The organism is Microbulbifer mixtoriginis (SeqCode), assembly GCF_052466865.1.
Map to the genome: position 1 here is coordinate 4,339,330 of NZ_CP174293.1, position 24,824 is coordinate 4,364,153.

The 24,824-nt window shown below is 46.6% G+C and carries 20 protein-coding genes, 1 other RNA gene and 1 pseudogene; 16 read left to right on the top strand and 6 right to left on the bottom strand.

The genetic code is table 11. The features are described 5' to 3' along the window. The first annotated feature begins 38 nt into the window (after window positions 1-38). Entirely contained in the window at window positions 39-383 is a 345-nt protein-coding gene (locus ACJJJA_RS19565) for an outer membrane protein assembly factor BamE (RefSeq protein WP_444903117.1), read from the top strand. A 2-nt stretch (window positions 384-385) separates the two neighbouring features. On the opposite strand, the gene ACJJJA_RS19570 is transcribed toward ACJJJA_RS19565, so the two are convergent. Both ACJJJA_RS19570 and ACJJJA_RS19575 read right to left on the bottom strand, forming a co-directional pair. Continuing rightward, window positions 386-733 (bottom strand): RnfH family protein, encoded by a 348-nt coding sequence (locus ACJJJA_RS19570; RefSeq protein ID WP_444903118.1) that lies wholly within the window; start codon window positions 731-733, stop codon window positions 386-388. Then, window positions 730-1,170, bottom strand: a complete 441-nt coding sequence (locus tag ACJJJA_RS19575) for a type II toxin-antitoxin system RatA family toxin (protein WP_252083246.1) — start codon at window positions 1,168-1,170, stop codon at window positions 730-732. Before ACJJJA_RS19575 ends, ACJJJA_RS19570 begins: the two co-directional genes overlap by 4 nt. A gap of 193 nt (window positions 1,171-1,363) precedes the next feature. Between ACJJJA_RS19575 and ACJJJA_RS19580 the strand changes: the two genes are divergently transcribed. The 7 genes from ACJJJA_RS19580 (at window position 1,364) to ACJJJA_RS19610 (ending at window position 7,979) form a co-directional block, all read left to right on the top strand. Then, window positions 1,364-2,782: a sodium-dependent transporter gene (locus tag ACJJJA_RS19580; RefSeq protein ID WP_252083247.1), complete on the top strand. Its 1,419-nt coding sequence runs from the start codon at window positions 1,364-1,366 to the stop codon at window positions 2,780-2,782. 15 nt (window positions 2,783-2,797) lie between these two features. After that, complete coding sequence (smpB, locus tag ACJJJA_RS19585; protein ID WP_152454820.1) at window positions 2,798-3,277, top strand: SsrA-binding protein SmpB; 480 nt, start codon at window positions 2,798-2,800, stop codon at window positions 3,275-3,277. Window positions 3,278-3,316: 39 nt separating this feature from the next. Next, window positions 3,317-4,663, top strand: coding sequence for a sodium-dependent transporter (locus ACJJJA_RS19590; protein WP_444889457.1), 1,347 nt, complete (start codon window positions 3,317-3,319; stop codon window positions 4,661-4,663). Between the two features lie 155 nt (window positions 4,664-4,818). Further along, window positions 4,819-5,208, top strand: a transfer-messenger RNA (tmRNA) gene (gene ssrA, locus ACJJJA_RS19595). A 601-nt stretch (window positions 5,209-5,809) separates the two neighbouring features. Further along, entirely contained in the window at window positions 5,810-6,262 is a 453-nt protein-coding gene (locus ACJJJA_RS19600; protein ID WP_444903119.1) for a nucleoside deaminase, read from the top strand. 775 nt (window positions 6,263-7,037) lie between these two features. Then, the gene (locus ACJJJA_RS19605) at window positions 7,038-7,280 is read left to right on the top strand and encodes a hypothetical protein (protein ID WP_444903120.1); all 243 of its coding nucleotides are present in this window, start codon (window positions 7,038-7,040) and stop codon (window positions 7,278-7,280) included. Between the two features lie 105 nt (window positions 7,281-7,385). Continuing rightward, window positions 7,386-7,979: a hypothetical protein gene (locus tag ACJJJA_RS19610; protein WP_444903121.1), complete on the top strand. Its 594-nt coding sequence runs from the start codon at window positions 7,386-7,388 to the stop codon at window positions 7,977-7,979. A gap of 712 nt (window positions 7,980-8,691) precedes the next feature. Here ACJJJA_RS19610 and tenA read toward each other — a convergent pair. Then, window positions 8,692-9,357 (bottom strand): thiaminase II, encoded by a 666-nt coding sequence (gene tenA, locus ACJJJA_RS19615; RefSeq protein WP_444903122.1) that lies wholly within the window; start codon window positions 9,355-9,357, stop codon window positions 8,692-8,694. Window positions 9,358-9,668: 311 nt separating this feature from the next. Here tenA and ACJJJA_RS19620 point away from each other — a divergent pair, with 311 nt between their 5' ends. Both ACJJJA_RS19620 and ACJJJA_RS19625 read left to right on the top strand, forming a co-directional pair. Beyond that, complete coding sequence (locus ACJJJA_RS19620; protein ID WP_444903123.1) at window positions 9,669-9,920, top strand: hypothetical protein; 252 nt, start codon at window positions 9,669-9,671, stop codon at window positions 9,918-9,920. A 120-nt stretch (window positions 9,921-10,040) separates the two neighbouring features. Continuing rightward, window positions 10,041-10,281, top strand: a pseudogene (locus ACJJJA_RS19625) (transposase); the annotation flags it as partial. A gap of 203 nt (window positions 10,282-10,484) precedes the next feature. Here the strand turns inward: ACJJJA_RS19625 and ACJJJA_RS19635 are convergent. Continuing rightward, window positions 10,485-10,808 (bottom strand): hypothetical protein, encoded by a 324-nt coding sequence (locus tag ACJJJA_RS19635; protein WP_444905286.1) that lies wholly within the window; start codon window positions 10,806-10,808, stop codon window positions 10,485-10,487. 538 nt (window positions 10,809-11,346) lie between these two features. On the opposite strand from ACJJJA_RS19635, the gene ACJJJA_RS19640 reads away from it, so the two are divergent. From ACJJJA_RS19640 to ACJJJA_RS19650, 3 genes are all read left to right on the top strand, one after another. Continuing rightward, window positions 11,347-12,231: a hypothetical protein gene (locus tag ACJJJA_RS19640; RefSeq protein WP_444903125.1), complete on the top strand. Its 885-nt coding sequence runs from the start codon at window positions 11,347-11,349 to the stop codon at window positions 12,229-12,231. A gap of 25 nt (window positions 12,232-12,256) precedes the next feature. Beyond that, entirely contained in the window at window positions 12,257-13,453 is a 1,197-nt protein-coding gene (locus tag ACJJJA_RS19645; RefSeq protein WP_444903126.1) for a hypothetical protein, read from the top strand. Window positions 13,454-15,181: 1,728 nt separating this feature from the next. Continuing rightward, window positions 15,182-16,369 carry a TolB family protein gene (locus ACJJJA_RS19650; protein WP_444903127.1) on the top strand — a complete coding sequence of 396 codons (1,188 nt, stop codon included), beginning with the start codon at window positions 15,182-15,184 and terminating at the stop codon, window positions 16,367-16,369. Between the two features lie 230 nt (window positions 16,370-16,599). Here the strand turns inward: ACJJJA_RS19650 and ACJJJA_RS19655 are convergent, their stop codons facing one another. Continuing rightward, complete coding sequence (locus ACJJJA_RS19655; protein WP_444903128.1) at window positions 16,600-19,407, bottom strand: Ig-like domain-containing protein; 2,808 nt, start codon at window positions 19,405-19,407, stop codon at window positions 16,600-16,602. Window positions 19,408-19,983: 576 nt separating this feature from the next. Between ACJJJA_RS19655 and ACJJJA_RS19660 the strand changes: the two genes are divergently transcribed. Continuing rightward, the gene (locus ACJJJA_RS19660; RefSeq protein WP_444903129.1) at window positions 19,984-20,802 is read left to right on the top strand and encodes a hypothetical protein; all 819 of its coding nucleotides are present in this window, start codon (window positions 19,984-19,986) and stop codon (window positions 20,800-20,802) included. A gap of 196 nt (window positions 20,803-20,998) precedes the next feature. Here ACJJJA_RS19660 and ACJJJA_RS19665 read toward each other — a convergent pair whose 3' ends face one another. Next, the gene (locus ACJJJA_RS19665) at window positions 20,999-21,904 is read right to left on the bottom strand and encodes a LysR family transcriptional regulator (RefSeq protein ID WP_444903130.1); all 906 of its coding nucleotides are present in this window, start codon (window positions 21,902-21,904) and stop codon (window positions 20,999-21,001) included. 142 nt (window positions 21,905-22,046) lie between these two features. Between ACJJJA_RS19665 and ACJJJA_RS19670 the strand changes: the two genes are divergently transcribed. Both ACJJJA_RS19670 and ACJJJA_RS19675 read left to right on the top strand, forming a co-directional pair. Beyond that, window positions 22,047-23,537, top strand: coding sequence for an aldehyde dehydrogenase family protein (locus tag ACJJJA_RS19670; RefSeq protein WP_444887162.1), 1,491 nt, complete (start codon window positions 22,047-22,049; stop codon window positions 23,535-23,537). 36 nt (window positions 23,538-23,573) lie between these two features. Continuing rightward, window positions 23,574-24,698 carry an alkene reductase gene (locus ACJJJA_RS19675; RefSeq protein WP_444887163.1) on the top strand — a complete coding sequence of 375 codons (1,125 nt, stop codon included), beginning with the start codon at window positions 23,574-23,576 and terminating at the stop codon, window positions 24,696-24,698. Window positions 24,699-24,824 lie beyond the last annotated feature (126 nt).

Consider the following 24,824-nt stretch of genomic DNA (forward strand, 5'->3'; position numbering starts at 1 on the left):
CGAGAGGTGCCGTGTGAAAGAACATAATGGAGCAATGAATGCCGCCTAGCCTGAAATTTATCGCCATCGCCAGCCTCTGCGCCCTTCTCGGCGCCTGTACGCTGGTTAAGTTTCCCGGTGTGCACCGCATTGAGGTACAGCAGGGCAATATCATTACCCAAGAGATGATCGACCAGCTGAAGCCCGGTATGACCCGCCGCCAGGTACAGTTTGTTCTCGGCACCCCGCTGCTGGAAGACACTTACAATCCCAACCGCTGGGACTACGTTAACCGCATTCGCGACAAGAAGGGTGATATCAGCCAGGAGCGTTTTAGCGTTTATTTTGACGAAGACTCCCTGGTAGCCACCAGCGGTGACTTGCAGCCGGCTGACTGGCCCTAAACCTAAGCCTCTTCGGCACCTTTCTTTTTCTCGGCCATACGCTTGGCCTTCTCGGCGCGTTGTTTGCGCGCCTCTTTCGGATCGGCGATCAGCGGGCGGTAAACCTCCACCCGATCGCCCGGCTGCAACTCGTAGCTCTCTGCCGGCGCCAATCCTTTGCTCCCCAGAACCTGGCCAAAGATACCCATCTTGGCACTATCCGGGTCCACTTCCGGATACTCTTTTGGAATACCCGAACGAATCAGAGCCTCCCTTGCCGTAGTGCCCGGTTTTACCAGTAGCCGCATCAACCGCTGTTCATGGGGCAGTGCGTAAACCACCTCTACCGAAATCATTTTTTCTTCTGTCATTGCGGCTTCCCGTAAATGTCCTCGGCACGCTCACACATTACCGCCACCATTTGATTGGCCAGATCACTAAAAAGCTTACCCGCGGCGGCGGCGATCAAACGGCTCTTCATGGAGAACGACAGTGAAAAAGTCACCTTACAGGCGCTCTCAGCCAGGGGAGTAAACATCCAATGCCCGGTAAAATTTTCGAAGGGACCGTCTACCAGGGTCAGAGTCATGCTGGTGGGACGCACCAGTTGATTGCGCGTGGTAAAACTTTGACGAATACCCGCGCGCGATAAATCCAACCGTGCCTCCAGGGTTTCTTCGTCCCGATGCAGAATTTCAGCACCGCGACACCCCGGTAAAAATTGTGGGTAGCTGGCCACATCATTGACCAGATCAAACATTTGTTCCGCGCTGTACATCACCAGCGCGCTGCGCTCTATTTCAGTCATTCCTGTTGTCAAATCCAGTCCGCCAGGCGAAATCGCCTGGGATTGTCGTTCGGCCGCTAATTTTGCCAGTCGGCGCTACTCAAGCAAGAGAATTCCTGCAACAATCGCATTTTTTGCCAGCGGGACATACCCGGCCCCGCTGGAATAACAAAAACGAAAGCTGTATCTGATAAAAAATAATAGCGAGAGTACTATGACCGCAGTGAGAGAGCATTTTGGGTCAAGGCTGGGCTTTATCCTGGCCGCAGCTGGTTCCGCAGTTGGTATTGGTAATCTGGTGGCATTCCCGGTAGCGGCCACCAAGAGCGGAGGCGGTGCTTTCCTACTGGTCTATGCGCTCTTTGTTTTTCTGATCTGCCTGCCGGTTATGATGGCGGAATTGGCTCTGGGGCGCCGCTCCGATAAAGACCCGGTAGGTGCCTATCGTCAACTCTCCAACGGTTCACACCTGTGGCGTATCCCCGGCTGGCTAGCCTTGATCACGCCTTTTATGATCGCGGTATTTTATTTAGTGGTTACTGTGTGGGTACTCGGGTACCTGATTGAAACCGTCACCGGTAATCTCAACCTGCTCGCCACCCAGGATTTCTTTATCCACTTTATCAATACACCCAAGGTATTTATTTACCTGGTAGTACTGATGCTGATTATTAACGCCATCCTCGCTATGGGAGTTAAAGACGGTATTGAGCGTGCGGCAAAAACCCTGATGCCGATGCTGTTTGTAATGCTGCTGGGCCTGGTGATTTTTGTCCTGACCCTGGATAACGCCATCCTCGGTGTGAAGTATTACCTGGTGCCAGACTTCAGCAAAATTGATGGCAACGTGGTGAGCAAAGCCATGGCCCAGGCCTTCTTCTCGCTGTCTCTGGGTATGGGCATCATGATCACCTACGGCTCTTATATGAAGAAGCGGGACTCTATCCCCGGCTCCTCCCGCGCCGTTGCCATTACCGATACCATGGTGGCCTTTACTGCGGGCCTGCTGATTCTGCCGAGTATCTTCCACTTCAACCCGCAGATTGATCCCTCCGAATTAAGCGAGTCCTCTGCCGGAATGATCTTCCTGTTCCTGCCGAAGATCTTCCTTGCCCTACAGGACAGCATCGGCTATGCCGGCGCAAGTGCCGTGGCTGCAATCTTCTTCTTCCTGGTTCTGGTAGCAGCGATCACGTCCCTGGTTTCCATTATTGAAGTACCTATCGCCACCCTGCGCGACGAGCGCGATATGGAGCGTAAAACAGCCATTTACTGGGTTGCCGGAGTACAGTTTGTACTGGCCATCGCTTGCGCCGTCTCCTTTGGCATGGTCAACTGGTTCACTGAATTTGTACAGTTGGCCGGCGTTAACAAGTCCTTCTTCGATTTAGTGGAGATCATTTTCTACGACACCATCCTGCCCTTAAACGGCCTGCTGGTGTGCCTGTTTGTGATCTACAAATGGAAGAAAGCCAACTTTGACAAAGAGCTGCAGGAAGGCGACTCCGCCTTTGCCGGCTCTTTCTCACAAAAATACGTAAACTTCTCCCTGGGCACCTTTATCCCTCTGATACTGCTGTTGATCTTTATCAACACCGTGGCCCTGAAGTTTTTTGGACACAGTTTTATCTAGTCACTAGAAGTTTTCATGGCCAAGAAAAAGAAAGCGCAAACATCCAATACCATCGCCCTCAACAAGAAGGCCCGTCACGACTACTTCATAGAAGAGAAGTTTGAGGCGGGCGTTGAGATGCAGGGCTGGGAAGTGAAAAGCTGTCGTGAGGGCAAGGCCCAGCTCACCGACAGCTATGTCATTTTTAAAAATGGCGAAGCCTGGCTGCTGGGTTCCAATATCCAGCCGCTTGCCAGCGCCTCCACCCATTATGTGACCGAGCCCGACCGCACCCGTCGCCTGCTGCTCACCAAGCGCGAGCTGTCCAAGCTGATCGCCGCCGTGGAGCAAAAGGGGCACACCGTGGTTGCCACCGCGCTGTATTGGAAGGGCCATTTGGTCAAATGCGAAATCTGCCTGGCCAAGGGTAAGGCTATGCACGACAAACGCGAAACCGAGAAAAAACGGGATTGGAACCGTGAAAAGCAGCGCCTGATGCGCGCCACGCACAAGTAGTGCACAGAGACAACTAGAAGAATAATTACGGGATTTACTATGAGTGCACCACGAGGACAGTTCAGCTCGAATATTGGCTTTTTGATGGCCGCCGCCGGGTCCGCCGTTGGTCTCGGCAACATTTGGGGCTTCCCCACCAAAGCCGCCAGCAACGGCGGCGCCGCCTTTGTAGTGGCCTATCTGTTTTTGGCCTTCGCCCTCGCCTACCCGGCGCTGATGGCCGAACTTACCATTGGCCGTTACGCGCGGCGCAATATGGTACAAGCACTGCGAGCTATTTCTATTGGCCCTGTGAGCCGCTTCTTCGGTGGTCTCACCGGCTTTGGCGGTATCCTGGTAGCCTCTTTGATTCTGAGCTTTTACGCTATTGTGGCCGGCTGGATGGTGGCCCACCTGGCCGAGCCTTTCGCCGCCCTGTTTGGCGCCCAGGAAGCCGTCCAATGGCTCACTGAAAACAGTACCCAGCGCAACCTGATCTTTACCGCAATCTTCAGTGGTCTCACCATGCTGATTATTGCCAGCGGTGTGGAGAAGGGCATTGAGCGCTGGTCCACCCTGTTGATGCCCTCGCTGATTATCCTGCTGCTGCTTTTGATCGCCTATGTACTCACCCAGCCCGGTGCCTTTACCGGCCTGGAGGTGTACCTGATGCCAGACTTCAGTCACTTCACCCCGAAGCTATTGATCTCTGCCATGGGCCAGGCCTTCTTCTCCCTGTCTCTAGGGGTGGGTACTATGCTGATCTACGGCTCTTACCTGAGCCAGCAAGAGAGCTTGCCGCGCCTCGGCGCCCTGGTCACTCTGATCGATGTGGGGATCGCCTTCACCGCAGGCCTGCTGATCCTGCCCGCGATGTATGTGGCCCAGGAAGCCGGCACCCAGATCTTCGCTGCTGACGGCGCCCTGATTGCCGGGCCCAACCTGATCCTGCAGGTGTTGCCAGCGCTGTTCGATACCATGGGCGAAGCCGGCGTGTTCGTCGCCATTGCCTTCTTTGCCCTGATGGTGATCGCCTCCCTCACCTCCTCTATCTCTATGCTGGAAGTACCGGTGGCTTTCTCTATTGAGAACCTGGGCATCCCCCGCCGTATTGCCACTCCAGGGGTGGGCCTGGTGATCTTTGCCATCAGCAGCACCATTATTTACAACTTCGACAGCCTGTTTGGACTGGCAGTCAGCATCAGTACTGAATACGGCCAGCCCCTGCTGGGTATTGCGCTGTGTATCTTTGCCGGCTGGATCTGGCGCCGCGACCAGCTGCTGAGCGAGCTGAAGAAAGGCCACGAAGATATTGAGCACACCCTGTTCTGGAAGATCTGGCCCTGGTATGTGCGCATCGTGTGCCCACTGCTGATTCTGGTAGCCTTCGCCCAATCGATACTGTAAGCCCTTTCTAACTCCCCCGGCGGCCACCGCTGCCGGGGCACTCCGCTTTCCCCCTGCTCCTGATCAAAGTTCCCAAAAATCCTTGGCGCATAAAAATTTATTGCAATGCCCGAGTTTGAGGTATACTTAGATGACACACGAGAGTGTTTCTTATCGGGGATGACTTGGATTCGACGCCGGTGACGAAACCTTGGGTGCATGCCGTGATGGCAGCGAATCACGTAAATCCAAAGCTGTATTTTATTAGTTGCCAACGACGACAACTACGGTGCCCAACTCGCTGCGTAAGCAGCTTGTGAAGCACTAACTAAGGGTTCGTCCCTTAGCAGTCTTCAGCAAGGTTCCAGTATCGCGCTGTAGACTGTTATACAGAACTGGATCGCCGCAAGCCATACTCGTGGGCAAGCGGTTAAACACTTTACGGGATCGCCCTATACGTCCTGACCGCCGGGCTGTAATGGGTTAAATCAATAGACGGAGCTAAGCATGTAGAGCCTCTGGCAGAGTGCTGACGGACGCGGGTTCGACTCCCGCCATCTCCACCAAATCGAAAAAGGCCAACCGCAAGGTTGGCCTTTTTTATTGCTTGGTCGACTCCCTACTCAATCTTCCTCCGACGAAAATTTTTGGTATAGCTTATTGATGGCGAATATTGACGGTCTCAAAAAGCTCATCATTAGCGTTTATTCAGGTTGCTAACAATTCAAGAATCCCGTTAGATAGCACTAAACAAACCAATTAAAAACCACTGGGTTACCGGCCAGCTCACAAATCTAGGACGATCACTCCAGTCACTTTAATGACACGTAAATTTACCGGCCTATCTTTCTATAGCCTCTAAAATCAGCCCCTAAAATCCAAACAACTGTTTAAAAAGAAGTTATTTAAATCATCTGCAAAAAGGCGTGATCATTAGCAGCAAGGAAGACACATGCTAGCAACTCACAGCGATGCAGAATCAAGTTATGAAACATATCGCCAATTAACTGAGTCCCCTTTCAGCCCCCCAAATATCGCCGACATAGCTCAACCTAGCGCCTGTTTACACTGATTCTAGTCGGTAGCTCACTAATGCAGTGATGTATTAATAATATGCTCTACATTCTTTGATTAAAATATTCTTAATACCTAAAACAGAGAGCTGTAATGAGTGAAGCTAACCATGGCGCTTACATGCAAGAAGCCATTAATGAGGCACGAAAAGGTTTAGCAACGGGAGGAATTCCTGTCGGTTGTGTAATAGTGCTGAATGGTGAAATTATCGGCAAAGGTTACAATCAGCACGTCCAGCAAAACAGTGTTATCAAGCATGCTGAAATGAGCGCACTGGAAAATATGGGAAAATTGTGTTCTACCGATTACCAAAAGTGCACCGTTTACACGACTTTATCACCCTGCCCGATGTGCAGTGGGGCCATACGTCTATTCAGAATTAAGAATATTGTTATCGGTGAAAATAAAACATTCCTAGGTGATGAATCATTACTCAAATCTGAAGGTGTAAGCTTGGTTGTTCTTAATAATCTTGAATGTATTGGTCTTATGAATCAATTTATTCAGCAATATCCTGAAATCTGGCATGAAGATATTGGCCAGTAGGAACCATTAACTACAAAGTATATTTATAATGGCCCACCAATAAACCAAATTACTAGAATAGATTGAGATTTTATTGATACTTTTGATGTTTACACTGTGGCTTTCAAGAATTCAATTCTGCTTGAGAAGCTCCACGGCCCTCTACTCAGCACCAATCTGACACATTACTGGTCAACCTGATAATTGCTAAGTAGGCCCAATCGGTGAAGGTTGCAACTGCCACCAGATATGGGCCCTAGCCTGAGGTACACAACTAGCCTAGGCCGAAATTTCAGCTCAATTTATAGACTAAAAAGCTAGCCCCCATAAACTATTAATGGAATTTGTTATACACCCCATCAATAACGGATACCATCATCTTTGCAAAGACAAACCTGGAGCCGAGCTCTACTTCTTATATTTTTAACTCTGGGTGCCCGATTTTATTACGAGGGCATTGTTACTGGCATGTCAGGAAGGGGAGCTGACAGCTGCATCTTGTACCAACGTGCATACTGGCTCTACAAATACCGGAAGGGCCGAATGTGATCCCACCACAGACTTGGCCGGCGCACTCACAGCCACCAAGAAAAAGCATCTGACAGCAATTACAGACCCTGCTGAAGTTGGGCACTCACTAACAGCCATAGACGAATACCAGGGCTCCCCAGTAGTAAGAGCAGCCCTAAAACTATCCCCTCCCCTCTTCTGCCCCCCTGGAGAATTGCGAAAACTTGAGTAGGCGGAAATCAATTGGGATGCCAAGCACATAGAACTGCCCAGCGAAAAAATAAAAATGGACCCGCCACACATTATTCCTCTTGCTGAACAGGCTCTAGCCTTACTGCAAGAACTGGAGCCGCTAACAGGCTTTGGCAAATATGTTTTCCCATCAGCTCGATGCCAGAGCCGTCCACTGCCTGATAACGGTGTGAGGACTGCACTCAGGTCACAGGGCGATGACAATCAAACCAAGACTGCCCACGGCTTCCGTGCAATGGCTCGTACTCTATTCGACCACGACACTCGGCAGATTTGATTTAGAATTCGCGTATTCATCAAGGAGAAAATTGAATGTGGCACATGCATCTCAAATCAGAGAGGTGGAACACATTCTTCAATGGATTTAGGAGGATAAAAGGGTATGTCTATCAACGAACATGCAACCAAGATACAGGTGAGTCGACTGGTTAATACCGCTCTGGCAGCGATTAAGGATAAAGATCCGAGACTTGATCAGACTCTGGTCCACACCTTGGATCAACTCAGCTTAATCAGCAGGAACCTGAATACTGCCAAACATAACGTACAGCACTTTGGTGGAATTATGGCGAGTGGCGCTCATGGACAAAACGCCTACCGAGCCAATCAATCCATGAACTCGAAGCTTAGGACCCTCTCATCACTTGAAGCCTTCCTCGCAGAAGAATGGAACAAGCTTGGTAAAGCAGTTGACGCATATAGGAAACAGCTACCATGGGACGGCAAGACCGAGTTGGAACTCCTGGATATGCTTGCGGGAGAAATCGAGTCGTTCGATAAATTACTTAAGAAAAACGTCATTCAGGTTCCAAAGCACCAGTCCAATCCACATCAAACGATAACCCTTCAAAGAGATATCACCCAATTAAAGGCAATGCCCGCTTATACTGCACCAAGTATGCTTGTCTTAATTTCCATCGGCCTTCGGTTATTTGCAATGTACGTCGGCTCTAAAAGAGTGACTAGCAATAGATAGTCTCGATTTCCCTATTAGCTACTTGCTAGGTGCTGGACGTTTTTCATCCGGCAGGCTCAATGCCTGTCGGAGCCTTCTAAATAAGTGGGGTCAGATCAATATTGTGTTAGGAATACGCACATTTCTACCCATTAACCAACTTAAAAAAATACCTTAAAGAACCCACTTAGCCTCTCACCTCAAAAAGAACAAAGCCTCAACCATCGATCATGTGATGCACTCTTTACAATACACAGAGGACGCACTTATACATGAGAGGAAGGTTTATCCACAAACAAGGAGGCCGCTCGCCTGTTGACATCGATAAAGGTTTTTTTCACATCAGTAAGCGCCCCAAGAATGCCTGCTGAGGCATGACGCATAGAGAGAGCCTAGGGCACAGTTGATCCGGATAAATTACGCGCCAAACTGGGGATTACTTTGCTTTAGTACTGGGGTTTTCTTTCGGCTTTTGTGATTAAACAAAATAAAAACCGAGCAAATACGATAGCTACAGCAAACGATTCAACTCCCGTCATCTCCATCAAATCGAAGAAGGTCAATTGCAAGGTTGGCCTTTTTATTACCTGTACCACACCCTAAAAACCTATAACTCATTTTGGGTGGGGCAACCCCTTAAGTAAGGCGTTTTTACTCTCTACAGCTAAACCAACTTTTTAATCACGCGAGTTTTGCGTGGCCTTGCCTATGAGCTGAAAAGCTATTATTCGACTCAAGTTGATAGATCAAGCCCTTGTTGCCAGAAAGCAATTTCCATCCTGGTAGCTGTAGTGAAATGTTTCTGAAGTTGCTTGGCGCGATGTGATTCATTAGGTATTTCGGCAATCAACTCATTGAAAAAATCTGTAGTTAATTTGGCCGCCTTCTGGCACTCAGGGCCTGAGTAGAGTTCAATCCACTTCGTATAAGGATCACTTTTTGTCGTATTAGTACTTCGCTGAGAAAGAAACTGGCCAATGTGCGCATAACCCAGCGCACAGGGTACTAGCGCGCCATAAAGATCAGCCAGATCTCCCTGTAAACCCACATCAATTAGATAGCGGGTATAAGCAACCGTAGCAAACCCTTCAGGGATATCCATAACGTCAGACTCCTGTAAACCCCACTCAAGGCAATAGTCCATATGTAAGCTGAATTCATGCTCTATCAAGTTGGATAATGACGATATGGTGGCCCGCATTTGTACGGGATTCTCGCATTTGAATACCGCAAGAGCGAAGGCGCGAGCATATTGAATCAGATACAGGTAGTCCTGCTGTAAGTAATGCTGAAAGCATGTCTTGTCTAAGCTACCATCGCCAAGTTGGTTAACGAATGGGTGATGAACAAACAGATCCCATTCCTTCTGGCAGCCGGCAATAAGGTCTTGATGCGTCATTTTGGCATCCGATTAAAGGGACCCGAAAAGTCCTAGATAACTTTATGACCACTGTAGCTCACAATGCGTAGCTGCTTTACAGGAATTCAGCACCTTTCGTGAGATCTTAAAGATGATTGTGAATAAGAGTCACCGCTAAACTTGGTACTTGGGGCACTAAATTAGCGACCACCCGCATATTATGGTGGGCGGTTTGGGGGGCCTTGTGCCCGTCGTTCCCTTGTAGCGGTAGTTCCAACCCATACAGCCCGCCGCCCAATTGAGATTGGAACCTCAAAAGCAGCGGCTCACTTATACAAGGAGCCCAAGTCATGGCAAACCAAGCCCCAGTCGTATCTACCCCTCAAGCAGATAACCTCCTTGATCGTTCAATCGATATCGCAAATCTCAGCCTAGAGTCAATAAACAAGCTACGGACTCTTTTCCATAGTATTAGCCTGATATCCAAGAGCAACACCACCAGCCAAGAGCTGGCAGTTATCGGCGCTCACCTTGCCGATGAGTGGGCAAACCTAATCGACCGTGAGCGGGAAGACCTGGAGCGCCGGGAGAGCAAGCAGTAAACATGAGGACTGCTCACGCCCAAATTATTAAGAAATATTAGGGTGGTATCGGGAGTGGGCAGCCTAAACAGGGATGCAGAAAAGTTGAGGTGCCTTCCTGGCCGCGCGAAATTACTTACGACGGCTATCTGCCGTTGGGTGAAGCAACTAGAGGCAGAGCGGAGTGGAAAGACGCCTGCAAGTAGAGCGCTTACCACTAAGCAGCCGAAAATTCAGGATCTTGAAGCCCGTATAAATCACCTGGAAAGGGAGAAAGAGATACTAAAAAAGTCTACCGCTCTCTTGGATAGACCGGTTTAGTGAGCAGGAGCCTGTGAAACTGGTCTGCAAAGCGTTTGAAATACCCCGATCATGCTACTACAAAAGCGGAAGAAAAACTTAACTTACTGCATGGAAATAGTTGACCACTACACAGAAGCGTAAACAAGACTGGGGATGAATACCGAGAAATCTAGTTCCAGAATAAATCTATATTGTAATTCTGTCAAACATCGCTAAGTATCTTCGGGCTAATCGCATAATGGGTGTCACGCGATGCACTCTTAGAATTACCAAATAGCGTATTCATCCAATAGAACTCAGGTTTCTCGACAGAAAATTGATCAGTGCCGTAAACAATATGGTTATGCAAACAACCAGCTTCCTTAATGGTATTGAAGCATGAATACCCATTCGCGATCTCTGCGCTGCAGCTGAAAAGGGAATTTTTTCCCTTGACTCTGCACCACGCTTAAATTCGGTATGCTCGCCGCCGGGATAGCCGTTATCTAATTCAATAAGACCGGACAGCTTATACCGCTGGCCCCGCTCCAACATTACCTGTATGAACCTCTGCTTCAAGTGCCTAGCAGCATAGCGAGTGATACCCAGATAACGAGCTAGCTTCATAAAGGAAATACCTTTCCTGATCTAGGTGATCAGAAACATATCAAGCAGCCGGACCTTAAGGGGAGCTTTGGGAAGTCAAAAATCGTACAGGGGGATAAGCGAAGTCTGACGTCGGTGCCAATCACATTGTTAAAGATTGCGATAACCGAGGTGTCGATGTTTTTCATACTCGCAGTAAGGGCAACAAAATCCAAGAAGCCAGCGTCATCAACAGATTGGACAGAAGTACTATTCCTCAGTGCCGTACATTTTAGGGAATAGGTGCAGAAAAATACTCTTCAGAAGCTACACCCTGTTGCAAGCCATAACAGATTCCCTTCCATATCAACGGTGCAACTACATTTATATACAGCTAATTATGACTTATTGCTTAATAAGGGTAGTCATTAGGAATTATTGAAACGGTCGTGCAAGAAATTTCTCTTTACTGGTATCTCTATGTGACTAACATCTCAATTTAATGATAGATTTTTAATGTATCAAAAATATTCGTCTATTAGAATAATGCTTAGCAAGTACTCAAAGGATTTATTCCAAAATGCTAGAGCGTCTGTTTGCTTCCCGCCGACATCCCTATATACCACATCGCAATGAAAGAGAGAAGATTTCCATTGATCTCTCAGGAAACCGCGTTAAATTTTTTCTCCCTCCTCACACTTGTCACGATAGCTTTGCAGAATTCAAATTGAACTACCCTGAAAAAATTAATATTTTTGACAATAGTGATTATAATAATGGTAGTGATTGCGAAGACATGGAGCGTGAAGGTGTTGCCAGGCAGTGCTTAATGGAACGAAGCTGGGAACTTTTTGGACCTATCTGGCGCAGCCGTCCCATTGGCACTATTGATTTTAATCTAATCTTAAATCGCCACGACACCCTTCCCCACAGTATGAGCTGCTTAAATCCCAAGCACTTTGAACAGGTTGTTATGCGCTGCCTATATTACTGGGGCCCTGGTAACCCTAACGATCATGTGCAAAAAGCCCCTGTTAATTGGAAACTTTATAAATTAGGTGAGGTTACAGCAATCTTTCTTGAGAGACATCGCCTTAATTCTCCAGAAATTCTGACAAAAAATCCCCATCATGAAACCTACTTTACTAGTAGTTTCTTTATTCCTCTTGATAGAGCCCACTATCTAACACTCAATTTTAGGTATCTAGGCTATGCCCCAGCTAAACACTGCTTAGTAGCTATGAATAGTATTCGCGATGCAGTTTGTAATAGCGTTAGCTTACAGCTTGGTATAAATATAAAAAAACAACTTGCTGAAGTACAACGACAGCGACCGAATGACAAAGCTAGTACTAAACGTAAACTTGAGCCCTGGGTTTATCCAGAGTGGCACAGAGGTGGTGAATTTGATGAAGATATAATTATCACCAAGCCCGGTAGCCCACCGCCAGACTGGTTGGATTAATTTTTACATTAAGCAAGGACAAGCTATGAAAAATAATACACTTCGTTGGATTGCCGTTGTCAACAGCGGTGAAAGTCCTAATATTAACCGCAATGTATTCATATCTTCACAATTGTACGACACTTGGATGACAATTAAGAATGAGTATATTGGCAACTACTATAAAACCAATTTAATAAGAGCTATCTATAGTTTAGCAACGACCCCCGGAGGTAGAAGTCTAAGTAATAAAAACTTAGAGATAGACGGAGCAAAAATTAATTACCTGATTACTCCGCAAGGTGATGTTCGCATTCACTTCCTTGCCGTCACCAGCGACAATACCTTAGATAACACAGATCAAAGCTCGGGACTTTACCGGGTGAGAATAGATAGAATAACGCAAGAATGGACAACTGACTCTAGGCGATTGCGATCGATGGATTACAATCACCGTTGGAATAATGCCCATTACGCTGCAGTTAGTGGTTCGTTTGATGATAAGGAAGAGGCAGGCCGATTACTTATTAAACATATAGTGCCTGCCTACAAAGCCGCTCTAAACCCCAAGGATCTAAATATAGGGAATAAACACTACTCTCTATTTTGGCAAAACCGTGATCATTCGACCAAATCCAATAGTAGAAAACTTGCTGCACTTATCCAACAGGCACAGACAAATAATGCCACCATCAACTGGCTAGTGCATGGCGAGGGCGCTGGCACATTTGCTCAAGCCCTACAACATCTGATTGAGCAGCCAAGCGTTTCTAGATTAGTTGCTATGCAAAACACCCTGGAAAATCAAAGCGTTTTCTTTTCTAATCCCCGGGGAAAAAACACAAAAGAAGAAAAACTCAAAGAGCTATGTGAAACTGCGGGTATACGCTGGCTAGGATCAAAACATAATAGAATGGATTTAAAAAATCCCGATGCAAGACAAGCTGCGATAGATGGAGCTATGGTAGTTGGATCTAAATTTACTGTTGGCGGTGGTATAACAGGTGGCCTCCTTGCAGCTACCGGATTCGATAAAGTGGAGAAAGCGATAGCCTCTGTACACAAAACTGTTGATCTTCTTTCACCAAACTTAGCAGCGAACGTAGCAATTATTAGTGGATTTGGTCTTTTGGGCTATATAGTGGGGAAGGACGCCAAAAAGCACACCAGCTCCTATATCCGAAATGTGTTCGGTGTTAAAGAAAACACCTGGGGCAATGGGCATAAACACTGGGCTGGATAAATTTTCTTGCTTTCGGATAATAAGTTCAATTGAAAAGGGAGAGCTTAGCTGGCAAATTCGGCATCTCTCCCAACCAAGCGATGGACCTTAACATACTACTACCAACAAAGTGAAAATTGACAAAACCTGATTTAAAACCTGAGAAGGCTAATCACTACTGGAGGCAATTGCGGGACTGCTGAAGCAACTCCCATCGGCGAATACTCGAGAGCTGTATATTATAATAGAAAACAAAGACCTCACCTTGAGCAAGCTTACGGAACTAAGCTATCGGCAAGCATAATAAACGCGGAAACTGAGCGATGTGCTACGTTAATAAATATTTGTCTTTTCTTAGTTAGAATTAGACCAAATTATTAGTTATACCTGAGTATGAACGAGATAGAACATATCAAGACAACAACCAGACATACACTAACGATCAGTATCTATGAGCGCTTTCATAAAACCATTTTTCAGGAACTCCACTAACCCTCATTGCGCCGCAAGATCTATAGAGGATCCTCAAAAGAATCTGGATGAATGGTTCACATAGTACAACAATAACCACACTCATCAGGACAAAAAACCTCAAAGAAAAACTCGTAAACTGAACTTTACCTATCAGAGCACCTTCTGAAAACCGGTAACTGACAGACCAAGTCTGGACTAATACACATTAAACTAAAATATGGCGTCAAGAATTACTTTCCTCCAACTGCAAAACCCCAACTAACGGTGATAGGCGACTATAAATCTTCCATGATAGCCCCCAATTACTAATAGCGCTGAACTATTACTGAACCCAAAAAAAAGAAATACCATTGAGCTTTATTAATTATTGAACACTTAGCACTTCTAAATCATTATTTACAAAGCAACGCAAACCTCAACCATAAATTTTTGATGTTGACAAAGTTACCATGTTGTTATTTTTTGCCTTAGAAAGACTTATGCTTAAATTCTCATTTGATACCCCAGATGGAGTTTCGACGCCACCAAATCTAGCCAAACACTTTGCGATTAATTTCGAACCATAAAAAGAAATAGATTCATCTTCAACAAGACGTTTTTTCCCAGTAGAATTTAAATACAATAGGAAATATTTATTCAGCCCCTCCCCTTCCAGAAAATAATTTATCTTTCAAGTCTAATTCATCACCCAATGCAGAGAAAACAAATAAACATAGCCCACAGCTAAATAATTAAAAATCTTACGAATGATTAAATTTGGCTCTCTTTCTTTCACACTAATACGTTGAACAGGGTAGTACAGAACCGTTTGGGCCACTTTTCAAAACCATTCCAACGGTATTACATATTCCTCCCCGGTCTAACATATGACGATAAGGTGTACCCTCTGATAAAATCCAACCATCATAACCACGCCTAATATCATTATCCCAATCTACAGGAATTGTATGTATATTTCCTGATGGGTGTGTATGCTGTGTACTTAGAGCACTTCCTTTCCCATTATATGAACCAATTCTTATTATTTGGCAGAATGATGATTCTATTCCACAGGATAAGACAGCACCGGAAGAAGACTATACCATACCGCTAACCCAGAATACCTGTTACAACCTGGTAAGCCTGGACTTCCAAGAGGCATTAGTAAGTCCGCAACAACCAAATGTATTAATGCGCTGTAAGAACTCGGCCATTAAAAATCCGATATGGTTAAATAACAATGACCTCGCTATTTTGCATAATGAATCTGATCATTGGCGGCTAATCAAATATTCAGTGAGAGATAACACGAGTCAGGTACTTTATGACTTGGAAGAGGGAAACCTAGCTCACTTTGATTATTCAATCGATGACGATTTAATAGCCGTCACCAGCTATCATCAAGATGGCCAGCTTTATATCGATATGCTGGATTCTAAGGGGGCGCTTTTAACCAGCCATCCGATTGACTATCCAGATGAGATATCTGAACACAGAGCCATTTCCCCTAACTTTTCACCGAGAGAGGATGAGCTAATCTTTAGTACAGGGCGAAGACTCTTCTCTCTCACCTATGATGGCAAGGTCAGTAGAATTCAGTTACCTCTGGACCAGTCTGCCAGCTCTCCAGACTTTCATCCAGGTGGACATAGAGCACTGGTTATTAAAGGGCAATACGATAGCGATATTGCCTCGATACCGCTAAACCTGCCTGGGGCTAGCACCACACCTTCAGAAGAAGATGTCAGCACAATTTACCCAAGCGCCACACGGTCGATTTCCGGGGAGGATGACAGTATTTTCCAACCCAATGGCAACTTGATTGCGTTTACCTCCAGGCGCTCTGGTGAAGACCAGGTGTGGGTGACTGATGGTAGTGATTTACGGCAGGTATCGCAGTTTCCAATCGATACCAATATCGACGGTATCCATTGGTCTGCCGATGGAGAAAGTATTCTGGTAAATGCCAATAATGAGCTCAATAAAATTTTCTTGGATGGCCGTGTAGAGGGCTTGCCCCTGAATGCGCCTGTTGATCAGCTCTTCCAGTGGGACAGTATCGATAATTCAGCGTTATTATCCTTGACGATTAAAGGGGTTACAAAATTTGCAGAAGTCGATTTAGATAGCCTTGAGCCCAGGTTTATCGATGAAAAACCAGTTAGCTGGGCCCAGAGGACTAAAGATGGCCGGCTGATCTATATGGACCATATGAACCGCTTCTGGCAGCCCGGCCCTGCTGAAGACCAACTAATTGAGAAGCTGGTTAATCAAGGTAGCGAAAAGAGATTTGTTATCGAAGATAATGTGATTTACTCAATCAATCAAAACGATCAGCTGTGGTCATACAATCTTGACACCGATAACTTTTCCATTTTGAAGGAAATGCACAGGGATATCGATTACTTGACCGATGTTAATCAAGAGAACCTGATGATTACCTATGCTGTTGCCGCTAAAAAGGAAGTGGCTGAGCTTTTTTAAAAAAATAGATAAGCCAAGAAAAAAGTTTAGGAGAATTTAGGCTACCCAATATTGAATACAGAGAAGTAATTAAATTATTTGGAAGCTTACAAAGTCGACATAGGCATACTGCCATCCCAGTAGAAATTACAGTATTGGTTGAGAACCACTTTATAGTCTCTGCGAAAAATTAAAATCCACATTTCAGGGTAGAGAAATAGGGCCCCTTAGAGCAGGGACCCTGTTGCTCGTTATTTGGAAGCTAGTGCACGTTGGCCAGAACGTAAGTCGATAACAACGACTCCTCTGACACCAAACATACCATTGTCATAGGCAAAGATTCTGCGGCCATCTGCATCAATGGTCAGGGAGTCAAGACTTGCCACTGCAACACCACCACCTCGACAGTCGCTATCACACCCCTTACCGCTGGAGAGGGTTGATTGTGAAAACCCATCCAGGTCGATGGCTACCAGACTTCCACTTTCAGTACCTACCAGAAGACGGTTACCAGTTGAATCCAAGACAACGTCAGTAGGAATCTGGTCTGTGGTACCACCGTGCACTGGCGCAGCAATAATTTTCCTGTCGCCAGTAGCCAGATCCACCTGCCAGATGCCTCCGATATCACCGACTCGAGAATCGCTGACAAAGGCTCGGTTGTTAACGAGATCCAGTGCTAAGCCCTCGACGGAGTCAAAGAAGGGCGAGGAGCCAGTGTAGTTATCGGAGATAATTTCCCTGTCACCGCTGTCAAGGTCGACGCTCATCAGCCCTGAGGCCTGTAATAAAAGCATACGATTGTTAGTGGCATCCAACTCCATAGCCTCTACGAGACCGTAGAACTCAGGACCCTCACCTATATCTGAAGCAGAGACTACCTCGGGTTCACCGCTTTCTAGATCAATCTTGAGCAATCGATCGGAGTATTCATCGAATATATAGGCGTTGCGACCTGACTCGCCGGAAACGATTGTAGACGCTACCACGCGCGGCGAGTCGTTCGGATCAAAGTAAGACACAATGGTACGGTTGCCGTTCTGCAAATCTATTTCCGCAGCTGCGTGATTACTTTGGGAGACCACCAATAACCGGTCGGTCGAACGACTATAGCTCACATCGTGCCATCTGTAGCTGGGTCCCGTCCCGACATGGTTGGAGGAAATTTCTGCACGATCACCAGTAATGGTGTCAACGGACATGAGCACCGGATCGATAAGAATTCCAGAAACCAGCAAACGATCGCTATCAGCCCCCCGGCCAATTGACCAAGGGTTTTCAAGTCGCAACCCTTTACCTTTAGTCCAACTAGTTACAACTGATCGATTACCAGTTGCAATATCCACTTGCAGAATATTCTGGGCGCTACCGTTGGCGACATAAATTTGATTACTATCAAAATCGACGATTAAATCCATTGGCTGGTAGACAGGTTCACCACTACCAATACCATTACCGCTTATTGTCGTTCTATCGCCGCTGGCAATATCTATCCTAAGAATAGAGTCGGTACTATCATCACCCACGTACAGCTGTCCATTCGCCTCATCTAATGCAACACCCTTCGGGTACACCATATCTGCACCAGTACCCGTCGGAGATGATGAGTTTGAGCTGGATATCACGGAGTAATCCCCGCTCGACAGATCAAATTTAATAATCTCTCCATAAGTTCCCGCTGCTCTTGTGGTGTAAGCTTCACCTCCAGAGCCCGTCAGGGTCAGTGAGGTGAGGTCTCCCGATACCCATTTGGTCAATTGCGTGCGGTCACCGCTGTCGCGTTGGACAGAGTAGATACTCCCGTTATCATCTAATACGATAAAGTAGTCATTGGCAGGATTGCTGCGTATTTCAGGGAAGTTTTGTTCCATATCGATCGGATCGAATGTCGGGCCTGAACCAACCGATGGCCCAGAAATCACTCGACGCGCACTGCCTACCTCAAATATCGTTCCTAAAAAGGCGTCGGCGAAATACCAGCCTCCGTAAAAGTTGTCATAGGACACACCGATTGGGTACGAGATTGACAGCTCGTTCTTGACGATGATTGATTCTTGAACCGTTTCACCAGTGACGAACTGGCTTGAGAGAGCGTAAGAATGTCTACCTTCACTAATTGGAGTATCAAGATACCAGGTTGAAGGAGAAGCTGTGTCCGCAGTCGGTGACTGTCCATCGAGAAGGATATTAACCAATTGCTCAGAGGCATTCTCACCACTTTCTAGGTTGAACACCCTGGCAGTAAGAGCGATACTGGAAAGCTTCCCACCCATATTGGCACCGCCGGTCGGGAAAATGATGCGAGCCGAAGGTGCCGGTAGATTAGTTACAGCGATCTGCAACGAAAGCTGCTTCGCGAGCCCTTCACTATCGGCGGCACTGATGAACAGCTGATAATTGTTATCCTCGTCACTATCCGCAGGCGACTCAAAATCTGGGGCCGTGTTGAAACGCAGCTCTCCACTAGTTGAATCAATAGAAAACAACGCAACATCAGCACCACCGCTCAAAGAATAGGTAACCTCGTCCTTATCTGGGTCCTTAGCCGTAGCGGTGTAAAAAATACCGCTAACACCTTCTTTGACTGTGATCTCAGCTGCAGAAGAAAATTCTGGAGCGCCATCATTAACATCAACAACGGTAATTACAATTTCCTGGGTTGATTGGCCGCCGTTACCATCGCTGGCCTCGACCGTTACCCGGTAGACGTTATCTCCATTTGAGTCGGCAGGATTTTCGAAATCCGGTGCAGAGCCAAAGCGTAACTGGTTTCCATTCTCGATTAAAAAACGGGACTGATCTTCACCACCGATAATACTGTAACTGATACTGTCTCCATCAGCGTCACTAGCCGATAGTGTGAGTAGAGCACCGGAACCATCTTCCCGGAAAGCTATTTCGCTTGAGGATAAGAACACGGGCGTACGATTGGATGGACTATTGGGGCTGCCACTGTTCGAACCACCATCGCTCGAACCGCTTCCACCACCTCCGCTACAGGCTGACAAAAAAATTAGTGGTAAAATTGTTGTCAATGTTTTTCCGAAAAACTGCTTCATATTCGGCTCCCTATTTAAAGGATCATTATAATTCTTATGATGCCTTGAATACCAACAGCGATATAACCTCTAGCCATACTCCTCCCTCTAAAGTATTCGGCATTTTTCGGCACTTACTTGATATTCTTCTGCAGAAAATATATCTCTTCGCAGAAGCTCCTGTGTTTTTGAACCTTCATGCTAATAGTGACTATTTAAATCCTACTCCTCTTAGATGCTTTCGACGCATCAAGCCATTTAAGATTTATATTGCCGTAGTAATCTCGCGATCGGTAAGTTTCGTAAGTTGTACACAGGTGCCACTTTATCTATCACAACGAACTCTTTACTGATTTCCGTTAGAAGGTGACGACACAGGTTTAGTGAATATAGGTTCCACCACTAATTAAGTTATCCCTTAAGCTGTAGCCAGTTGGCATGTTTGAATACCAGCTTTATCATGCACACATTCCTATTGGATATCACCTTTGCCCACTAGGTACTGATGAAAGCTCACCTCGGCATGGCAGCCCCCAGAAATTTACCATTTGGCGACAACCATTAGTTTTATAACCCGCGTACTATTAAGAGGTAACAATGAAGTGCATTCTGAAACTCCTCGTATTCACCATATTAATCTATTCTCAACTGACATCTGCCGAGCTTTCGGAGAACAGCTTGATATCACAGGAAGATGCAAACTTCGCCCAAAATTATATTGGCAGATTTATGCAAAAGGATTCCGACTATGTGGTAAGTCTTGTCGATCCAGAGCTGGCTGATGAACTCACACCTGAATTACTTGAAAAAATGCTCAGCCACCTCCCAGAGGGGAACCTGCTTTCCACTGAGCTAATTGGTTCAGAAGCACAAGCCACCAATGACACTTGGATTGGAAATTTCATCTTCGAGTATCACTTTGAAGGTGGCTGGGCCTTGGCAAATGCAGCAATTAAGCGATCGGAGGGAAAGACTACCATTATAGGGCTTAATGTTTATAAAACACTGGCATCACAAAAGGAATTGAACCGTTTCACCTTATCCGACAAATCCCATTTACACTATTTAGTGCTGGCGATGACCATTATTTCCCCAATATTTATCCTTATAACGCTGGTAGTCTGTATTAGAACACCACTACAAAAGCGCAAATGGTTATGGATACTATTTATCCTATTTAGTGTCGGGGCAATCAAGCTTAACTGGACCACTGGGGCTTACCAAATAAAGCTCCTCAGCTTCCAGCTTTTTGGAGGCGGAGCGGTATCCGCAAGTGAGCATGCTCCACTAATTCTTACCGCAGGATTCCCATTAGGTGCCATAATTTTCTGGTTCAAACGCCGCAGTTTGATTGGCCAAAACAAGAAGATCGAAGAGTGTCAGGCGGAGCTTAAGGAATCAAATAATTCTGTTTGAGAGTGGCCATATAGAAAAGCGAGTAACGATTTATATCCAGTCCCACGCATAACTATAGAGAAATTGCTTGAGCCAATTGAGAGTTCAAAGCTTTGATTTACTACTACAGTGAGCAGCTCTTCATTCCGGAGAGCTGCTCACTAAGACGAGAAATCGACACCTTATCCTGGAATCGATAATTCCAGAATATTGCCACTTATTGTGAAATCTCACTTTTAAATAATCTCATAAGCTGATCAACTACCCACATATGGAGCTGGCTGTGATTAGATCGGCTATGCCATGCTGCAATGACTTCAAATTTTGGGGTCTGTGTATCCAGATTGAGAGGAATCACTTTCTTATTGGGCAACAATCTTGAGGGGTAAAAAGCAATTGTGTCAGTGGCAGCAATAATATCTGGTGCGGCTGAAAAGCAAGGTACTGACATTACGATATTGCGCTTTAGTCCTTGCATAGCAAACCATTCATCGTGAGACCCTCTCAAGTTCGGGCGAGAAGGTGAAATAATCAATTGTGGAAGCTCTGCTACGTCAGCCAAAGTTAATGACCTGCCCTTTAGAGAAGATTTTTTTCCTGCAATACAGACATGTTGCTCTTCAAATAACAGTTTGTAAGGCAGGTCATCCGGGATGAAATCAGGGAAAGTGAGCGCGAGATCGATCTCGCCGGCAACCATTAATTGATTTAGGTTATCTGTTTCAAAATCCCTAACGATAACTTTAAGCTCTGGGGCAGATTTACGGACAACCTCTAGTAGTTGGGGTAGTACCGATTGAATCGCATAGTCTGTGGCGCTAATGCTAAAAACCCCCTTATAGGTTGCCGGGTCAAAAGCTATTGGGGTCAGCAGTGACTCTACATCCTTTAAAATGCTGCTGATCCTACCGCCCAGTTGTTCGGCAATAGGAGTGGGCACCATGCCGTTACCTTGCCTAATGAACAGACGGTCATCAAATACTTCCCTCAACTTACGCAGCTGTTCACTGATTGCTTGCTGAGTTAACCCTACCTTTTCCGCTACTCGCGATAGGTTTCTCTCTTGCAGTAGCGCTTCCAATATACGTAGCTGTTTCAGGTCTAACCGGGCTATACCATTCATATTTGTAACCAGGACAAAGAGCAGTTGTTTCTAATTGTATCTTTGCCTATCTATTATTCCCACCATCGTAAGGCACAGCCACATCTGGCTGGGGCTATTTAATAGCCCAAGTAGTTACTCTTCTAATTATCTGGAGATAGATATGAGCCGACCCACTAAGCGCTTTGCTCCTCAGGAATCTTATAAATTATTTATTGGTGGTGAATGGGTTAATAGCAACTCGGGGCGTACGATGGACAGCCTCAATCCTGCTACAGGCGAATTACTGACTCGCATACCGTTGGCCGATTCAAGTGATGTCGATGCTGCTGTCATTGCGGCAGAAGAGGCGTTCCCCACCTGGAAACTTACCTCCGCTATTGAACGACAGGATGCACTGCTCAGAATTGCAGACATGCTTTCAGAAAAGAAAGCATTTTTCGCCCACCTTGAGGCACTGGAAACCGGTAAGCCAATTCGCGAAACTTCAAATATTGATATCCCACTGGCCATAGACCACTTCCGCTACTTTGCAGGGGTTATACGCTCCCACAGCGACGAAGCAGTGATGATTGATAATCAAACCATGAGCTTGGTATTCAGCGAGCCAATGGGTGTAGTCGGTCAGGTAATCCCATGGAACTACCCTCTGCTGATGGCAGCCTGGAAGATTGCACCCGCTATCGCAACCGGTAACACCGTAGTGATTAAGCCATCCGAGATGACTTCATCCACCCTGCTGGAGCTGACCAAGATTTTCAAAGAAGTATTACCAGATGGTGTGGTGAACGTTGTCACCGGCGTAGGCCCAGAAGCGGGCCAGGCTTTACTGGATCACCCTAAAGTCGCGAAGCTGGCCTTCACCGGGTCTACCGGCATCGGCTATAACGTGGCCAAAGCTGCGGCTGATAAATTGGTACCGGCAACTCTGGAGCTGGGCGGTAAATCAGCCAACATTGTCTTCCCCGACACAAACTGGGAAAAAGCACTGGAGGGCGGAGCCCTGTCTATCTTGCTGAACCAAGGGCAAGTCTGTGAATCTGGTGCCCGTCTTTTTGTGCACGAAGATATTGTTGAGCGTTTTACTACGGAACTAAAAGCCAAGTTTGAAGCCGTGAATGTCGGCGACCCGATGGACCCCAGCACACAAATGGGTAGCCAGATCAGTGAAGCGCAAATGAACCGTATTCTTGGCTACATAGATGTCGCCAAAGAGGAAGGTGCAAAAATCCTGACTGGAGGTAAGCGATTACAAAAGCCGGGATTAGAACAGGGTTTTTATATTGAGCCGACAATCATTACCCATGCCGATAACGCAATGAAAGTCGCACAAGAAGAAATCTTTGGCCCAGTTGTTGTAGTGATTCCATTCTCCTCTGAGGAAGAAGTTATAGCGATGGCCAACCAATCCGATTATGGCTTGGCAGGTGCTGTTTGGACTCAGGATATAAACCGTGCACTTCGCGTTGCACGAGCTGTGGAAACTGGCCGCATGTGGGTGAATACCTATCACGAACTCCCTGCCCATGCACCGTTCGGCGGCTACAAGAAGTCAGGTATTGGGCGTGAAACCCATAAATCGATGATTGATGCCTACACGCAGAAGAAGAATATCTTTATCAGTCTTAATGAAAAGCCCTACGGTCTTTTTTAAGCCTCACTGTAATAAGCTTTTAGCAGGAAAGTAGTTATGAAAAACGAAGCACTATTCAGTGAAATCAACCTGGGCCCTTACACCCTGAAAAACCGCATTGTGCTGCCGCCGCTTACCCGGTCGCGTAGTTCACAACCTGGCAACATCGCTAATGACTTAATGGCCAACTACTACGCTCAGCGTGCCGGTGCAGGCTTTATGGTTACAGAGGGCACGCAAATTGAGCCCCGCGGCCAGGGTTATGCCTGGACTCCCGGAATTTATTCACAGGACCAGGTCGAAGGCTGGAAAAAAGTGACCAAAGCCGTACACGATCAAGGCGGTATTATTTTTGCGCAGCTTTGGCATGTGGGGCGAGTATCTCACACATCACTGCAGCCGGGTGGAACGGCTCCTGTTGCGCCGTCTGCAATCCGAGCAGATGCGGTAAAGGTATTTATTGAGACAGGGCCAGGGCAAGGTGCTTTGGCTGAACCCAGTGAGCCTCGTGCACTGACAACAGCAGAAGTTAAAGAACTGGTGCAACTCTATGCCCAGGCAGCACGCAATGCTTTGGAAGCAGGCTTTGACGGCGTTGAGCTGCATTGTGCCAATGGTTATCTTGTAAACCAGTTTATTTCTGAGCATACCAACCAACGCGATGACGAGTATGGCGGTAGCCTGGAGAACCGACTGCGTTTCCTCAAAGAGATTGTTGCAGCGGTATCAGCAGAGGTAGGTAATGATCGTCTCGGCGTTCGATTTGCTCCGCTGTTTGAAAGTACCGATGAGGACCGTGTTTATCTTGGCCTGGTGGAGAGTGACCCACACACAACCTATATCGAAGCTATCAAACTGTTGAACGAGGCGGGAATTGCCTATCTATCTCTAGCAGAAGCGGATTGGGACAATGCACCGGATTTACCTGAGAATTTCTACCAGGAAGTACGAGAGATCTTTGGCGGGCGCATCATGTATGCCGGCAAGTATTCCCCAGAGAAAGCTTTGCGGGTGTTGCAGGCGGGTAACGGAGATATCTTTGGTTTTGGCCGCCCTTTCATTGCCAATCCGGACCTTCCCACACGTATTCGTAATGATTGGCCTCTTAATAAAGTTGACCCGGAAACTATGTATGGCGGTACCGATGAGGGCTATACCGATTACCCTTCTTACCAGCCATAATTTTTAACAGTTCCTTAACAGGACATAAAAAAGCCCCAGTAATTGAAGGTTACTGGGGCTTTAAACTTACTCGTAAAGCTTCTTGGATTCCTGAGGTAATTTTCAGTGTTTTTCTAGACACTAAAA

Coding starts and splice junctions, on each gene's coding strand:
- ACJJJA_RS19620 (WP_444903123.1), top strand. CDS start 9,669: ATGGCAAACCAAGCCCCAGTCGTATCTACCCCTCAAGCAGATAACCTC.
- ACJJJA_RS19640 (WP_444903125.1), top strand. CDS start 11,347: ATGCTAGAGCGTCTGTTTGCTTCCCGCCGACATCCCTATATACCACAT.
- ACJJJA_RS19605 (WP_444903120.1), top strand. CDS start 7,038: ATGGACCCGCCACACATTATTCCTCTTGCTGAACAGGCTCTAGCCTTA.
- ACJJJA_RS19660 (WP_444903129.1), top strand. CDS start 19,984: ATGAAGTGCATTCTGAAACTCCTCGTATTCACCATATTAATCTATTCT.
- smpB (WP_152454820.1), top strand. CDS start 2,798: ATGGCCAAGAAAAAGAAAGCGCAAACATCCAATACCATCGCCCTCAAC.
- ACJJJA_RS19565 (WP_444903117.1), top strand. CDS start 39: ATGCCGCCTAGCCTGAAATTTATCGCCATCGCCAGCCTCTGCGCCCTT.
- ACJJJA_RS19570 (WP_444903118.1), bottom strand. CDS start 733: ATGACAGAAGAAAAAATGATTTCGGTAGAGGTGGTTTACGCACTGCCC.
- ACJJJA_RS19665 (WP_444903130.1), bottom strand. CDS start 21,904: ATGAATGGTATAGCCCGGTTAGACCTGAAACAGCTACGTATATTGGAA.
- ACJJJA_RS19635 (WP_444905286.1), bottom strand. CDS start 10,808: ATGAAGCTAGCTCGTTATCTGGGTATCACTCGCTATGCTGCTAGGCAC.
- ACJJJA_RS19670 (WP_444887162.1), top strand. CDS start 22,047: ATGAGCCGACCCACTAAGCGCTTTGCTCCTCAGGAATCTTATAAATTA.
- ACJJJA_RS19600 (WP_444903119.1), top strand. CDS start 5,810: ATGAGTGAAGCTAACCATGGCGCTTACATGCAAGAAGCCATTAATGAG.
- ACJJJA_RS19675 (WP_444887163.1), top strand. CDS start 23,574: ATGAAAAACGAAGCACTATTCAGTGAAATCAACCTGGGCCCTTACACC.
- ACJJJA_RS19580 (WP_252083247.1), top strand. CDS start 1,364: ATGACCGCAGTGAGAGAGCATTTTGGGTCAAGGCTGGGCTTTATCCTG.
- ACJJJA_RS19575 (WP_252083246.1), bottom strand. CDS start 1,170: ATGACTGAAATAGAGCGCAGCGCGCTGGTGATGTACAGCGCGGAACAA.
- tenA (WP_444903122.1), bottom strand. CDS start 9,357: ATGACGCATCAAGACCTTATTGCCGGCTGCCAGAAGGAATGGGATCTG.
- ACJJJA_RS19645 (WP_444903126.1), top strand. CDS start 12,257: ATGAAAAATAATACACTTCGTTGGATTGCCGTTGTCAACAGCGGTGAA.
- ACJJJA_RS19610 (WP_444903121.1), top strand. CDS start 7,386: ATGTCTATCAACGAACATGCAACCAAGATACAGGTGAGTCGACTGGTT.
- ACJJJA_RS19590 (WP_444889457.1), top strand. CDS start 3,317: ATGAGTGCACCACGAGGACAGTTCAGCTCGAATATTGGCTTTTTGATG.
- ACJJJA_RS19655 (WP_444903128.1), bottom strand. CDS start 19,407: ATGAAGCAGTTTTTCGGAAAAACATTGACAACAATTTTACCACTAATT.